This is a genomic window from Streptomyces sp. NRRL S-378 (assembly GCF_000720645.1).
Lineage (GTDB): Bacteria > Actinomycetota > Actinomycetes > Streptomycetales > Streptomycetaceae > Streptomyces.
In genome coordinates, this window is record NZ_JOBX01000064.1 from 1 (window position 1) to 14,243 (window position 14,243).

Below are 14,243 nucleotides of genomic sequence, written 5' to 3' on the forward strand. Positions count from 1 at the left end.
CCACCCGCTACGACAAAACGGCCACGGTCTACCGGGCGGCCCTCCACCTCGCGGCCATCCACATCTGGTCCGCGAGGTGATCGCTAAGAAACGGCCTAGGAGCACGGGCATGGGCAAGCTGGACGGGCGCGTCGTCATCATCACCGGTGCGGCGCGCGGCCAGGGTGAGCAGGAGGCCCGGCTCTTCGCGGCCGAGGGCGCGCAGGTGCTCCTCGGGGACGTGCTGGACGAGCAGGGCGCTGCCGTGGCCAAGGAGATCGGCGAGGACCGGGCCCGGTACGTACGGATGGACGTGAGCCGGGAGGAGGACTGGGCGGCGGCCGTCGCCGCCGCAAAGGAGTCCTTCGGCCGGATCGACGGCCTGGTCAACAACGCGGGCATCCTGCGCTTCAACGAGCTGACGGCGACCCCGCTGGAGGAGTTCCAGCAGGTGGTCCAGGTCAACCAGGTCGGTGCCTTCCTCGGCATCAAGTCGGTGGCGCCCGAGATCGAGGCCGCCGGCGGCGGCACCATCGTCAACACCTCCTCCTACACCGGCCTGACGGGCATGGCGTACGTGGGCACCTACGCCGCGACGAAGGCGGCGATCCTCGGCCTGACGCGGGTCGCCGCGCTGGAGCTGGCGGCCAAGGGGATCCGGGTCAACGCGATGTGCCCGGGCGCGGTGGACACCCCGATGGCCAATCCGGGTTTGCTGGATCCCGCGAACATGACCGACGAGGCCCGTGACGCGATGGCGGATCTCTACCGGCGGGTGGTCCCGATGGGGCGGGTGGGGCGGCCGGAGGAGATAGCCCGGCTGGCGCTCTTCCTGACCGGCGAGGACTCCTCGTACATCACCGGCCAGCCGTTCGTCATCGACGGTGGCTGGATGGCGGGCGTCAGCATCCTGTAGCGGCCGCGAGGTGATGAGGCGTCAGGTATTGACGCTCGCGGTCCCGCGATGGAACAGTCGAGACACCAAATCTGACGACACGTCAGAAACCAGAGGACGGTGACCCCCCTTGGAATTCGGGCTCTTCGTGCAGGGATACGTGCCAGAGGCGCGGTCCAAGGTCGACCCCGGGGCAGAGCACAAGGCGCTGGTCGAGGAGACCGAGTACGTCATCCAGGCCGACAAGTCCGGCTTCAAGTACGCCTGGGCCTCCGAGCACCACTTCCTGGAGGAGTACTCGCACCTGTCGGCGAACGAGGTGTTCCTCGGCTACCTCGCGCACGCCACCGAACGCATCCACCTCGGCTCCGGCATCTTCAACCCGCTGGCCCCGGTGAACCACCCGGTCAAGGTGGCCGAGAAGGTCACCATGCTCGACCACCTCTCCAAGGGCCGCTTCGAGTTCGGCACGGGCCGCGGCGCGGGCAGCCACGAGATCCTCGGCTTCCTGCCCGGCATCGAGGACATGAACGGCACCAAGGAGATCTGGGAGGAGACCATCGCGGAGTTCCCCAAGATGTTCCTCCAGGAGGAGTACGAGGGGTTCCAGGGCAAGCACTGGTCGCTGCCGCCGCGGAAGGTCTTCCCCAAGCCGTACGGCAAGGCCCACCCGGCCATGTGGTACGCCGCCGGGTCGCCGTCCTCCTACGCGATGGCGGCCAGGAAGGGCCTCGGCGTGCTGGGCTTCAGCGTGCAGAAGGTCTCCGACATGGAGTGGGTCCTCGACCAGTACAAGACGGCCATCAGGGAGGCGAAGGCCATCGGCGCCTTCGTCAACGACAACGTGATGGTCACCTCCACCGCCATCTGCGCCGAGACCCACGACAAGGCCGTCGAGATCGCGGTCAACGCCAACATGAACCGCTTCCAGTCGCTGGTCTTCCGCTACCACGACACCTTCCCGCGGCCCGAGGCGATCCCCGAGTGGCCCGAGACCCTCCCCGAGTACAACGCGGAGATCATCGAGCTGCTGATCGCCGAGGAACTCCTCATCTGCGGCGACCCCTCGGAGGTCCGGGCCCAGTGCAAGCGCTGGGAGCAGGCGGGCGCGGACCAGCTCTCCTTCGGTCTGCCGACCGGCGTCGGCTACGAGGACACGATGACCACGATCAAGCTGATCGGCGAGCACGTCATCCCCCACATCGACACGGACCCGGTCCACCGCACCACCCGCTTCCGTCAGGCCGCCGCCTGATCCGGCGGGCTCACCCACGGGGACGGCGTCTTCCCGGACCGCCGTCCCGCACCGGCCCCGGCCGGAGGCCCTGCCGAGGCCGCGGTCGCCCGGCGGCCTCCGGCCGCGGCATGCGGGGGCGGAGCCCCAGCGCACGGCGCGCAACGCGAACACCGGCAGAAGGGACGTCATGCTCGACCACCTGATCAAGGGCGCGACCGTCGTGGACGGCACCGGCGCCCCCGCCCGCGTCGCGGACCTCGGCATACGCGACGGCCGCATCGCCGTCATCGCCGCACCCGGCACCGTCACCGAAGAGGCCCGCACCAGCGAGGACGCCACCGGCCTCGTCCTCACCCCCGGCTTCGTCGACCCGCACACGCACTACGACGCCCAGCTCTTCTGGGACCCCTACGCCACCCCCTCCATGAACCACGGCGTCACCACCATCGCCGGCGGCAACTGCGGCTTCACCCTGGCCCCCCTCAACCCCGCCCGCCCCGAGGACGCCGACTACACGCGCCGCATGATGAGCAAGGTCGAGGGCATGGCCCTGGCCGCCCTGGAGGAGGGCGTCGACTGGAGCTGGTCCACCTTCGGCGAGTACCTCGACGCCCTGGAGGGCCGGATCGCCGTGAACGCCGGCTTCATGGTCGGGCACTGCGCCCTGCGCCGCCACGTCATGGGCGAGGACGCCGTCGGCGGACAGCCCACCCCCGAGCAGATGCAGCAGATGCTCGACCTCCTCCACGACGCCATGGACGCCGGCGCCTGGGGCCTGTCCACCACCCAGTCCGCCACCCACTCCGACGGCGCGGGCGCCCCCGTCGCCTCCCGGCACGCCCGGCCCGCCGAACTGCTCGCGCTCTCCCGCGCCGTAGCCGAACACGAGGGCACCCAGCTCGAAGCGATCGTCGCCGGCTGCCTCGACCAGTTCTCCGACGAGGAGATCGACCTCTTCGTCGACATGAGCGCCGCCGCCGGCAGGCCCCTGAACTGGAACGTCCTCACCATCGACGCCGCCGTCCCCGAACGGGTCCCGCGCCAGCTGGTCCCCAGCGAACGCGCCCGCAAGGCCGGCGGCCGCATCGTCGCGCTGACCATGCCGATCCTCACGCCCATGAACATGTCGCTCGGCACCTTCTGCGCGCTCAACCTCATCCCCGGCTGGGGCGAGGTCCTCGGCCTGCCCGTCCCCGAACGGATCGCCAAGCTCCGCGACCCCGGCGTACGCGCCGAGATGCTGCGCCGCGCCGACAGCAAGGAGGCCGGCGTCTTCCGGCGCCTGGCCAACTTCGGCCGCTACGTCATCGGCGACACCTACAGCAAGGAGAACGAGGGGCTCTCCGGACGGGTCGTGAACGACATCGCCGCCGAACGCGGCCAGGACCCCTTCCAGTGCCTGGTGGAGATCTGCGCCAACGACGAACTGCGCACCGTGCTCTGGCCGATGCCCACCGACAACGACCCGGCGAGCTGGGCCCTGCGCGCCGAGACCTGGCAGCACGAGGACGTCATGCTCGGCGGCTCCGACGCCGGCGCGCACCTGGACCGGATGTGCGGCGCCCCGTACACGACCCGCTTCCTCGGCGACTGCCTGCGCGGCCGCAAGCTGGTACCGCTGGAACAGGCCGTACGGATGCTCACGGACGACCCGGCCCGGCTGTTCGGGCTGCGCGAGCGCGGCCGCCTCGCCGAGGGCTACCACGCGGACCTGGTCCTCTTCGACCCCGAACGGATCGAGGCGGGCCCGGCCACCCTCGTCCACGACCTGCCCGGTGACAGCCCCCGGCTGGACGCGCGGGCCATCGGCATCGTCTCGGTACGGGTCAACGGCGTGGAGACCATCCGCGACGACGAGGTGACCGGGGCCGTCCCCGGCATCGTGCTCCGGTCGGGCCGGGACACCAGGACGGTGAGCACCCGATGACCGCTCAACCCCTGTACATCGGCGGCGAGTGGGTGGAGCCGGCCGGCGGGCACTACGACGTGGTCAACCCGGCCGACGAGTCGGTGGTCGGGCTCGCTCCCGAGGCCTCCCGCGAACAGGTCGCCGACGCGGCGCGCGCCGCGGCCGAGGCCCTCGAGAGCTGGTCGCGCACGACGCCGCAGGCCCGCGCGGAGATCCTCGACCGGGCCGCGGACATCATGCAGCGGGAGTTCGAGCCGTGGACGGCGCTCGCGCAGGCGGAGACGGGCGCGCCGACCGGCATCGCCCGCGGCATGCAGGTCGGCGTGGGCGTCGCCCGCTTCCGGCGGTACGCCAGGGGCGCCCTGGAGCCCGTCGAGAAGGGACTGCCGCCGCAGGTCACCGAGGCCGGCCCGATGGGCAGGGCGAGCATCCTGGGCGCGCTGGAGGTCCGCCAGCCGGTCGGTGTGGTCACCTGCATCACCTCGTACAACAACCCGTGGGCGAACCCGGCCGGAAAGGTGGCCCCCGCTCTCGCCATGGGCAACACGGTCGTCGTCAAACCGGCCCCGCAGGACCCGCTGTCGGTGTTCAGGATGGCGCAGGCGCTGCACGAGGCCGGGGTCCCGGCGGGCGTGGTCAACGTCGTGTCCGGGCAGTCGGTGGAGGTCGGCGAGGCCGCCGTGGACTCCCCGTACGTGGACATGGTGTCCTTCACCGGCTCCACCGCCGTCGGACAGCGCATCGCCGAGGTCTGCGGCCGCACGATGAAGCGGCAGCTGATGGAACTCGGCGGCAAGGGCGCCGCGATCGTCTTCGAGGACGCCGACCTGGACGCGGCGGTGATGGGGATCGGGACCACCTTCTCCTTCTACTCCGGCCAGATCTGCACCGCCCCGACCCGGGTGATCGTCCACCGGTCGGTCTACGAGCCGCTCGTCGAGAAGCTCACCGGTTACCTGGCCTTCATGAAGGTCGGCGACCCGGCGGCGGCCGGGACGGTGGTCGGCCCGGTCATCTCGGCGGCGCACCGCGACCGGGTGGAGTCGTACGTCGAGCTGGGGAGGAAGGAGGGCGCGCGGATCGCGTACGGCGGCGAGCGTCCGGTGGTCGGGGAGGGGCGGGGCTTCTACGTCGCGCCGACCCTGCTCGTGGACTGCACCAACGACATGCGGGTGGTCCGCGAGGAGATCTTCGGCCCGGTCGTCGTGGTCGTCCCCTTCGACGGCGACGAGGACGAGGCGGTCGCCCTGGCCAACGACAGCGACTTCGGCCTGCTCAGCTACGTGTGGTCCGGCGACTCGGCACGCGCCTTCCGCGTGGCGCGGCGGCTGCGCGCGGGCGGCGTCGGCGTGAACACCATCGGCCGCAACATGGAGGCCCCGTTCGGCGGCTTCAAACGCAGCGGTGTCGGCCGGGACGTCGGCTCGTACGCCCTGCACGCCTACAGCGAGGTCCAGTCGATCGTCTGGACGACGTAGCCCGTCCGGCACGGACGGTGCGGACCGCGGGCGGGCCCCGGAAGGGGCCCGCCCGCACCGCTACGCCTCTTCCTCCTCGGGCCAGGGGAAGCCGAGGGCCTCGGCGTCCTCACGCCGGGCATGGCGCAGGTCCGCGAGGAAGCGGGGATCGCCGGCCGCGAGCCGCCGGATCGCCGCGTCCGCCTGCGCCTGCGGCGAGGAGCCGTCGTCCGGGACGAGCCACTCGAAGTGCACCGCGTCGATCAGCTGCCGGATGCGGGGTTCGTCGCCGCGGCGGGTCAGCCACACCAGCGCGGCCGCGTGGCGGTCGATCCGGTCGAGGGCCTCGACCGCCGGATCGGCGAAGTCCTCGAGCATGCCGAGCGTCCGGAGGAGCGGGACGTCCTCGGCCTCGCCGAGCCGGATCAGCAGGCCCAGCCCGGCGTGGACCGCCGCCGGGTGGGTGCCCGTGCGGGCCAGGCGGCGGGCCAGGCACCTGGCGGTGCCGGTGACCGGGTCGTCCGGCGCTAGGCGGCGGCCGATCCAGTAGGTGATGCGGTGGACGGTCGTGGGCTCGACGGGCAGGGAGGCCAGCTGCAGTTGTGCGGTTTCCGCGGCCCGGTCGGTGTCCGGGTCGGCCAGCAGCGGCGCGAGGACTGCACCGACCGCCGCTTCGGCGGGCTCCCACGCGAGCTCGTCGTCCTCGTCGATCTCGGGGAACTCCCCGGGGAGGGGGAAGCCGCGGGAGGGGATCCGGCCGTCCGGCTCGATGCCGTGGCGGAAGAGGGCGTAGTCGTGGAGGGAGGGCGTCCGGGAGGTGAGCGCCTGGCGCTCTTCGCGGGCGCTCACCGGGCGGGGTGGGACTCGATTCCGTAGGTCATGGTGCGAGGGTGCCAGGTGTGATCATGTCGCGTCCAGCGAGAAGACGGCCTCGCCGCGGACGCGGCCGTTGACCTGGAGCTGCACCAGGTGCTCGCCGGAGTGGTAGCGGCGGGTGGTGATCGGCTTGAAGGAGTGCCGCCTGGTGCCGGAGAGGGTCTCGCCGGGGGCCAGCGGGCGGGTGACGAGCTTGAACACCTTCGGGGTGCGGGTGCCGTTCGCCTTGGTGTGGTGCACGACGTAGTCGATCACCAGCTCGGCCGGGAGCTCACCGGTGTTGGTGACCGCGTAGTCGAAGACGAGGTACTCCCCGACGGCGACGCGCGGCGTGGTCACCACCGGCCCGTGCACGGTGACCGGTACGTCCGGGGCGTGGCCGAGGAGGGTCAGCGCCTCGGGCCGGCCGGCCTTGATCAGCGTGCGCAGCCCGTGCCGTACGACGCGGTCCGTCGTGCCGGCGGGCTCGGCGGGCCCTGCGGTGAGCCAGCGGGCCGCGGTCTCGACGGCGAGGTCGGGGTGGTCGCGGCTGATGTCGTTGAGGTGGTTGGACACGGAGCGGCGCACGTACTCGGACGGGTCGCGGTGGAGGGCGTCCAGCACCGGCAGCGCCGGCCGCGGGTCGGCGACGAAGGCGGGCAGTTGCGGTGCCCACGGCAGCCGCGGCCGGGTGCCTTCGCTGGCGAGGCGGCGTACGTGCGGGTCCGGATCGTCCGTCCACTTCCGTACGACGGCCAGGGCGCGGTCCGGGTCGGCGCGCAGGAAGGGGCGTACCGCGGATTCGGCGGTCAGCCGCGAGGTGAGGTCGCGCAGCAGCTCCAGCCCGGGCTCGAACGCCGCCAGCCCGCGGACGGCGACGGCCTCGTTGACGGGGAAGGTCATCCACCCCTCGAAGGCGGGCTCGGCGAGGGCGGTGCGCACCACGGCCTCGAAGCCGGGCCAGTCCTCGGGGAGGTCGGCGAGCACGGCGTCGCGGATCGCGGCGACCCGCCCGCTGTACGTCAGTCCGTCGAGCGCGGCGGCGCGGGCGGTCAGGGCGGGCGCGGACCGGCGGCCGCCGGCCCGGGCGAGAAGGCGGGCCAGGGTGGTGACGGTGTCCGCGCTGAGGAGCTCATCGGCCGTGGGCATGGGGACAGTCTCGCGGATCGCGTCGCCGGGCGGGGGCGTCCGTCCGGGGCGGCGCTCGTGGCCGACGCCGCGCCCGGTCGGTCCCGCCCGGTCGCTCCGTCAGCTCTTGCGGTAGTCCGTCAGGACGCAGCCATCCACCAGGGCCGGCTCCTTGCGGAAGCCGCTCGGCGGCTGGAACTCCGGGTGGCAGTTGAGGGTGAGCAGCCCCGCCCGGGGCTCGATGAGGGCGGCCATCGCGGTGGAGCGGGTGGAACCGACGGTGAAGTCCTGGCCGATGACGACGCCGGTCGTGCTGCTGCCCCGGTTCTCCGAGGCCTTCTTGGCGATGTCCTCCTTGTACGCGGTCTGGAACTTCTTCATGTCCTTGATCATGAAGATGCGGGTGTCGCCCTCGTCGCAGCTGCCGCGTTCGACGACGGAGAAGTTCTCGCCGTACCGGGCGACGTCCTGGTCCCAGTACTTGTAGCCGGCCTGGGTGGTGGTGATCTCGGCGCACTTGGTGAAGCCGTTGACGAAGCGGGCGGCGGCCGCGATGGTGCCCGCCTTCGGCAGTTTCTGGAACGCGGTGCCGTCCTTGGGCGCGTTCCCGTTGACCCCGCCGTTCTTGGTGGGGTTCTCCAGGGTGCCCTCGTCGGGACCGCCGCCGGTGGTGCCGCCCGTGCCCGTGCCGGTGTCGGAGCCGATGCCGCCGAGGGTCTGGTCCTCACCGCCTCCGCAGGCGGTGAGGGTGAGCAGGGCCGTGACGGCCGCTGCCGAGGCGAGCAGTGTCGTGGTGCGCGTGTGCATGGTGTCTCCCCCGTGAATGATCTTGAATCGCGGCGACTCTAGGCCGATGGTCATGTCAGCGGCAAACCTGTCCACGTACGGCGTTACCACCGGTCACCGCAAAGTCACGAGGGAAACTTTGGAATGGTGCAAATCGGACATGCCTGCGGTTTCCGCATGATGAAAGCCGCCCGGTCGGCCCTGTCGAACCGCCGTTGGATGTCTGAGTGAACCTTGCATTAAGCGCTTGTGAACAGTCTCAACCTCAAGATTCCAAGGCGTCGGAGGCCTTTCCTTTCCGGACTCCGATCCTCCAGATGTGGAAAACGCAGCATCTAACGTCCTGACCCATGACTCAGCTGGACGTTCGGCCTCAGGCCGGAGACACGGTAAGCGGCGTGGCCGACGGCGATGTTCGCGGCAAGGGCCTCGGCAAGGGGTCAGTAGGGCTCGTGGGCAGCGCCGTCATCGGCATCTCGACCGTCGCCCCGGTCTACTGCCTGACCTCGACCCTCGGCTCCACCGCCGGCGAGGTCGGCCTGCAGATGCCCGCGATCTTCCTCGCCGGCTTCCTCCCGATGCTCCTGGTCGCCTTCGCCTACCGCGAACTCAACAAGGCCATGCCGGACTGCGGCACCTCGTTCACCTGGACCGTCAAGGCCTTCGGTCCGCGGATCGGCTGGATGTGCGGCTGGGGCCTGGTGATCGCCACGATCATCGTGCTCTCCAACCTCGCAGGTGTCGCCACCTCCTACTTCTGGCTGCTGGCCGGCGAGATCACGAACAACCCGTCGATCGCCGCCCTCGACGACAACAAGCTCGTCCACATCGCCACCTGCCTGACCCTGATCGCCGTCGCGACCGCCATCAGCTACCGCGGCATGACCGCCACCAAGGGCGTCCAGTACGCCCTAGTCGGCCTCCAGCTCGTCGTGCTCGCCGTATTCGTCGCGATGGCCTTCCAGAAGGCCTCCGCCGGCACCTTCGACACCGGCCTGGACTTCTCCTGGTCCTGGATGAACCCCTTCGCGGTCGAGTCGATGGCGGCCTTCACCGCCGGACTCTCGCTCTCGATCTTCATGTACTGGGGCTGGGACGCCTGCCTGGCCACCAACGAGGAGACCACCGGCTCCACGAAGACCCCCGGCCGCGCCTCGCTCATCGCGATGGTCGTCCTGGTCGGCTCCTACCTCGCCACCGGCGTCGCGGCCCAGATGGCCGTCGGCTCGGGCGGCGAAGGCCTCGGCCTCGCCAACGAGGAGACCTCCGACAACGTCTTCGCGGCCCTCGCCGGCCCGGTGATGGGCCCGGTCCTCGGCCTCCTGCTCTTCGTCGCCGTCCTGGCCTCCGCCGCGGCCTCCCTGCAGACCACCTTCATCCCGGTGGCCCGCACGGTCCTCGCGATGTCGACGTACGAGGCGCTGCCGCCCTCCTACGCCAAGGTCCACCCGCGCTTCAAGACCCCGGGCCGCGCCACCGTCATGGCGGGCGCCGCCACCGGGCTCTTCTACACGGTGATGACCCTGGTCAGCGAGAACGTCCTGACCGACACGATCTTCGCGCTCGGCCTGATGATCTGCTTCTACTACTCGCTGACCGCCTTCGCCTGCGCCTGGTACTTCCGCGCCGAGCTGCGCCGCTCCTCCCGCGACCTGTTCTTCAAGGGCGTCTTCCCGGTCCTGGGCGGACTGCTGCTGGCCGCGGTCTTCTGCAAGACCCTCTTCGACATGTGGGACCCGGCCTACGGATCCGGTTCCACCGTCCTCGGCGTCGGCAGCGTCTTCATCATCGGCGTCGGCCTGCTGGCCCTCGGCCTGGTGATCATGTTCGTCACCGAGCGCCGCAGCCCCGCCTTCTTCCGCGGCGAGGTCCTGACGAAGTCCACCCCGTCCCTGGTGGTCGAGGACTGACCACCCCCACCGCAACGCCACCCGCCGAGTCATCCCCGCGGCCCCGGATCGATTCCCCCGATCCGGGGCCGCCGGCGTTCCCGGCGGTGGCCTATTCGAGGTGGTACTGCTCGCCCCCGCCGAGGGCGGGTACACCGGCGGCGAGGCTCTCGCCCCGACCTCCTCGACGACGTCACCGCAGCGGGCGGCCCGCGGCGCGCCGTCGGGCGTCTGGGCCGACGACGAACAGCGGTGGTGGACGAAAGGGAGTCCCACCAAAGTGGTGGGCGGGTGGTGACCCCGGGATGGCGGGGTCGTTGGGACGGGCATGACTGCCATGAAGCGCACCCTTGCCGCCCTGGTCCTGTCCGGGGGCGCGGCCCTCGCACTCGTTCCCGCCGCGCACGCCGCCGACGAGCCGTCCGCGGCGACCGGGGCGGCGCCGCTCGTCGGCCGCGTCGTCGAGATCGCCGACCACCCCGCGCAGACCGTCCAGGACACGAAGACGGCGGTCGCGGTGACCCAGGGCGCGGTCGGCTCCGCCGCGAAGGCGACCGACAGCTCGCTCGGGGGTGCCGGGTCGGCCCTGGACGCCGGGCTCCCGAAGACCCCGAAGGTCGACTGATCCACGCCGGTACGGGCGGCGGTACGGGGGGCGGTACGGCGGCCGGAGGCGTTCGTTGAGCAGCGCATGATCCTCTGGCTGCTCAATCACGTCAGCACCCTCGTCATCGCCGTCCTCCTCGTGGGCGGCCTCACCGGCCTGGCCGTGGCCGGGAGCACGGCCGCCCGCCGCCGCTTCCCGCACCTGGCGCAGGGCGAGCACAACGAGATGGTCGGGGTCGCGCTCGGCATGTTCGGCGCGATCTACGGCATCATCCTCGCCTTCGTCGTCGTCACCCTTTGGACGCAGCGGGAGAACACCCAGAGCATCGTCGCGACCGAGGCCAGCGACCTGGCCGCCGTCGTGCGCAGCGCCGACGCCTTCCCCGCCGCCGACCGCGCCCGGGTGCACGCGGCCGTCGGCGCGTACGCGCACGCCGTCGTCGAGGTGCAGTGGCCGCTGATGCGCGAGGGACGGCCGAGCTACGAGGCGACCGGTGCCCAGACGCACGCCCTCTACCAGGCCCTCATGGCCTACGAGCCCCAGGGCCCCCGCGCCGAGACCTTCTACGCGGAAGCGGTCACCCGCCTGAGCGACCTCAACTCGCAACGCCGCGCCCGCATCACGATGGCCGAGACCTCGCTGCCGGTCCTGCTCCAGGTCCTCGTGTACGGGGGCGCCGTCGTGATCGTCCCCCTCACCTTCCTGTTCGGCCTGCGCAGCCTGAAGATGCAACTGCTCTTCGTGTCGGCGGTCGCCGGGCTGATCGGCTTCAGCCTGCTCCTGGTGGTGGCCCTGGACCGGCCCTTCGCCGGGGACCTGAGCGTGCGTCCGGACCCGTACAAGGAGGCGGTCCTGGCGCAGTTCTGGGCGGCCGGGGCCGACGCCGGCGCCGACGTCCCGCCGGTTCGGCCGCAGGTGCGGGAGCAGGGCGCCGGCCGGTAGCCGTCGGGTCGGCGACCCGCGGGGGAATGTGGCCGGTATCGGCCCCGTTACCGCGTGTGGCGGATTCCGTTTGACGCCGGGGACCTGCACCCGGGCCTGCGGTTCCGGCGCCGATGTCGGTGCCGGATGCATTCAGGCCGGGGGCGACTATCGGCCACGCCCGGCCTGACCTGCGGAAATATCCTTTCCGTGGCGGGCCGGCACAGCCTAGGATCGAACCCGCTGACGGCTCCGGACCAGCCGCGCGTGCCGCTGCCTCGGGGGGAGCGACAGGCCTCGTATCTGGTTTCACGCGAGCCGTTCAGCCTTTTCCGGCACCGGCACCGCCGCCGGCACCGGCACCGGTGACCGCGATCAGGCGGACGGGTCGGGGACGTAGACGCTCACCCGGTGGCTCGTCGGGTGGGTGAGGCGGCCGCAGAACGTGTCGATCCGGATGCCTGCCGGGTCGGTGGCGGTGCCCTCGGATCGAAGACGGCGCAGGAAGTCCCGCACCTCCGCATGCTCCTGCGACTCGAACCGCGGCTCCCAGCGACCGGGGACTCTCTCCGGCCCGTGGCGCTCGTCCCGCTGCTGCCTCTCCTTGCGTCTGCGTTGTCCGGGCACGGGTCGTTCCTCTCTCGGGGCCGCCGTCGCGGCGCGTCGTAGCCCGGGTCGTCCGGGTCGGAGAAGTGGAACGGCAGGCCGAGGCGGTCCGCCAGGGCGCGGCCGGCCCCGGTGGCGGCCTCTGCACGCCGGGCATGCCGATCCGTTCCCTCGATGCGTCCGGCTGTCATGCTCCCTGGCCGCCGGTCCCGCCGTCGAGGGGATGACAGCCGCCCGCACGCGGACGGAATGGCTCCGCAAGCAGCGGCCGTTGCAGGTCACATGACGACCGACAGACTTGCCGATACCGACCGTTCGTTCCTCTTCGTCCTTGGCAGCTCCCGCCCGGACGGCAACACCGAGATCCTCGCCCGGGCGGCGGCCGAGCAGCTGCCCGCCGGCATTCCGCAGCGCTGGGTGGACCTGGCGAAGGACCCTCTGCCCGATTTCCAGGACGGCCGGCACGAGGACGGGACCTGGCCGGTGGGCGAGCGCGAGGAGGAGCTGCGCCGCCTCACGCTGGAGGCCACCGACATCGTGATCGCCTCGCCCCTGTACTGGTACACCGTCTCCGCGAACACCAAGCGCTACCTCGACTACTGGTCCGGCTGGCTGGGCGTGCCCGGCCTGGACTTCAAGAAGCGGATGGCCGGCCGCACCCTGTGGGGCGTCACGGCGATGGCCGAGGAGGACGAGGTCCGCGCCGACGGTCTGATCACCGCCCTCAACCACTCGGCGGCCTACCTGGGGATGCGCTTCGGCGGGGTCCTGCTCGGCAACGGCTCCCGGCCCGGCCAGGTCCGCGGCGACGAGCGCGCGATCACCCGCGCCAAGACCTTCTTCGAGCGCGAGGCCCCGCTCGCCCGGTTCCCCTCGGAGGAGGAGGGCGGGGAGCGGTAGCCGCGCCGCCGTTCAGCGGGTGGCGGTGACGCCGCCCAGGAAGGCGGTCCAGACGTCCGGGGTGACGGCCAGCTCGGGGCCGGCCGTCACCTTGGAGTCCCGGACGTGCACGGCGCCGGGGCAGGCGGCGACCTCGACGCAGTCGTCGCCCTGGCTTCCGCTGTAGCTGCTCTTGAACCACCGCAAGTCGGAGCTGTTCACAGGGAACCTCGCATTCGCATCAACAGGCCCGTGCTGTCAGCAGGGTTGAGGGCCTGGATGCGAAGTTTGGCATACCGCTGGTGGAGAAGGCTGATGTCTTTCGGGTCGGAAATGACCTGGCCCGTCTGCTGTCCCTCGGTGTAGCCCAGCCACTCGTGTTCATCGGTTTCCAGGAGGCGGAAGGGGCCGTCGGTGCCCGCGTGCACCGGCTGGACCAACGGCATGATCTGGACGTCCACGTTGGGGAGCTCTCCCCACTCCAGGAGGCGGTCGATCAGCTCCCGCGTGACCTGCGGCCCGCCCGTCCGCCGCTCGATCAGCGCCTGCTCGATGACGAAGCTGAAGAGGGCGTAGGGGACGCGGTGCAGCAGCTTCTGCCGTTCCAGCCGCATCGCGACACGGGCCTCCGCCTCCTCCGGGGTGGCCAGAGGCGGGACGCTGTCGATGAGGGCGCGGGCGTACGCCTCCGGCTGGAGGAGCCCCGGTACGGACCGGCACTCGTACGTATTGAGGGTGACGGCCACCTCCTCCAGCTCCGCCCACCGCCGGAACCACGTCGCCAGCCCCCGACGCCGGGTCAGCTGCTTCGCGGCGATGTCGATCACGCCGAAGGTGTCCAGGACCGCTTCCGTCTTGGTCACGAACTTCTGCGACGGGTGGCGGCGGCCCTGCTCCACCGAGCCGACGTACTGCACCGAGTACCCGATCAGCGACGCCAGTTGCTCCTGGGTCAGACCGGCGCGTTTGCGGGAGGCCTTGACCGTCTCGCCGAAGCTGCGCAGATTGTCGTCCGGCTCGACCTCGCCGTCACCGCTGTCGTCGGCACTCACCACGGCCGTCACCTCCCCGATCCCCGACAGCAGACTCACGCAC

General features: G+C 71.4%; 15 protein-coding genes. 9 read left to right on the forward strand and 6 right to left on the reverse strand.

The window, feature by feature from the left end; all coding sequences use genetic code 11:
• Positions 1-109: 109 nt before the first annotated feature.
• From IH80_RS0131540 to IH80_RS0131555, 4 genes are all read left to right on the forward strand, one after another.
• Positions 110-895 carry an SDR family NAD(P)-dependent oxidoreductase gene (locus IH80_RS0131540; RefSeq protein ID WP_030965024.1) on the forward strand — a complete coding sequence of 262 codons (786 nt, stop codon included), beginning with the start codon at positions 110-112 and terminating at the stop codon, positions 893-895.
• A 109-nt stretch (positions 896-1,004) separates the two neighbouring features.
• Complete coding sequence (locus tag IH80_RS0131545) at positions 1,005-2,129, forward strand: LLM class flavin-dependent oxidoreductase (RefSeq protein WP_030965025.1); 1,125 nt, start codon at positions 1,005-1,007, stop codon at positions 2,127-2,129.
• 169 nt (positions 2,130-2,298) lie between these two features.
• On the forward strand, positions 2,299-4,038 hold the full coding sequence (locus IH80_RS0131550) for an N-acyl-D-amino-acid deacylase family protein (RefSeq protein WP_030965026.1): 1,740 nt from the start codon (positions 2,299-2,301) through the stop codon (positions 4,036-4,038).
• The gene (locus tag IH80_RS0131555; RefSeq protein WP_030965028.1) at positions 4,035-5,498 is read left to right on the forward strand and encodes an aldehyde dehydrogenase family protein; all 1,464 of its coding nucleotides are present in this window, start codon (positions 4,035-4,037) and stop codon (positions 5,496-5,498) included. The genes IH80_RS0131550 and IH80_RS0131555 overlap by 4 nt, the downstream gene beginning before the upstream one ends.
• A 60-nt stretch (positions 5,499-5,558) precedes the next feature.
• On the opposite strand, the gene IH80_RS39930 is transcribed toward IH80_RS0131555, so the two are convergent.
• The 3 genes from IH80_RS39930 to IH80_RS41125 form a co-directional block, all read right to left on the reverse strand.
• Positions 5,559-6,326: a hypothetical protein gene (locus IH80_RS39930; RefSeq protein WP_051810173.1), complete on the reverse strand. Its 768-nt coding sequence runs from the start codon at positions 6,324-6,326 to the stop codon at positions 5,559-5,561.
• Between the two features lie 54 nt (positions 6,327-6,380).
• Positions 6,381-7,481, reverse strand: a complete 1,101-nt coding sequence (locus IH80_RS0131565; protein ID WP_030965029.1) for a DNA alkylation repair protein — start codon at positions 7,479-7,481, stop codon at positions 6,381-6,383.
• A gap of 99 nt (positions 7,482-7,580) precedes the next feature.
• Positions 7,581-8,267 (reverse strand): hypothetical protein, encoded by a 687-nt coding sequence (locus tag IH80_RS41125; RefSeq protein WP_051810174.1) that lies wholly within the window; start codon positions 8,265-8,267, stop codon positions 7,581-7,583.
• 329 nt (positions 8,268-8,596) lie between these two features.
• Between IH80_RS41125 and IH80_RS0131575 the strand changes: the two genes are divergently transcribed.
• The 4 genes from IH80_RS0131575 (at position 8,597) to IH80_RS0131585 (ending at position 11,684) form a co-directional block, all read left to right on the forward strand.
• Positions 8,597-10,156 (forward strand): APC family permease, encoded by a 1,560-nt coding sequence (locus IH80_RS0131575; protein WP_030965032.1) that lies wholly within the window; start codon positions 8,597-8,599, stop codon positions 10,154-10,156.
• A 100-nt stretch (positions 10,157-10,256) separates the two neighbouring features.
• A complete protein-coding gene (locus IH80_RS45025; RefSeq protein WP_158943698.1) occupies positions 10,257-10,433 on the forward strand; it encodes a hypothetical protein in 177 nt (58 codons plus the stop codon).
• A 30-nt stretch (positions 10,434-10,463) separates the two neighbouring features.
• Positions 10,464-10,760: a hypothetical protein gene (locus IH80_RS0131580; RefSeq protein ID WP_051810175.1), complete on the forward strand. Its 297-nt coding sequence runs from the start codon at positions 10,464-10,466 to the stop codon at positions 10,758-10,760.
• Between the two features lie 66 nt (positions 10,761-10,826).
• On the forward strand, positions 10,827-11,684 hold the full coding sequence (locus IH80_RS0131585; RefSeq protein WP_078906847.1) for a DUF4239 domain-containing protein: 858 nt from the start codon (positions 10,827-10,829) through the stop codon (positions 11,682-11,684).
• A 354-nt stretch (positions 11,685-12,038) separates the two neighbouring features.
• On the opposite strand, the gene IH80_RS0131590 is transcribed toward IH80_RS0131585, so the two are convergent.
• A complete protein-coding gene (locus IH80_RS0131590; protein WP_030965035.1) occupies positions 12,039-12,290 on the reverse strand; it encodes a hypothetical protein in 252 nt (83 codons plus the stop codon).
• A 261-nt stretch (positions 12,291-12,551) separates the two neighbouring features.
• Between IH80_RS0131590 and IH80_RS0131595 the strand changes: the two genes are divergently transcribed.
• On the forward strand, positions 12,552-13,169 hold the full coding sequence (locus IH80_RS0131595) for a flavodoxin family protein (protein ID WP_030965036.1): 618 nt from the start codon (positions 12,552-12,554) through the stop codon (positions 13,167-13,169).
• 12 nt (positions 13,170-13,181) lie between these two features.
• Here the strand turns inward: IH80_RS0131595 and IH80_RS0131600 are convergent, their stop codons facing one another.
• Both IH80_RS0131600 and IH80_RS0131605 read right to left on the reverse strand, forming a co-directional pair.
• Positions 13,182-13,370 (reverse strand): DUF397 domain-containing protein, encoded by a 189-nt coding sequence (locus IH80_RS0131600; protein WP_030965038.1) that lies wholly within the window; start codon positions 13,368-13,370, stop codon positions 13,182-13,184.
• Positions 13,367-14,233: a helix-turn-helix domain-containing protein gene (locus IH80_RS0131605; RefSeq protein WP_420708889.1), complete on the reverse strand. Its 867-nt coding sequence runs from the start codon at positions 14,231-14,233 to the stop codon at positions 13,367-13,369. Before IH80_RS0131605 ends, IH80_RS0131600 begins: the two co-directional genes overlap by 4 nt.
• Positions 14,234-14,243 lie beyond the last annotated feature (10 nt).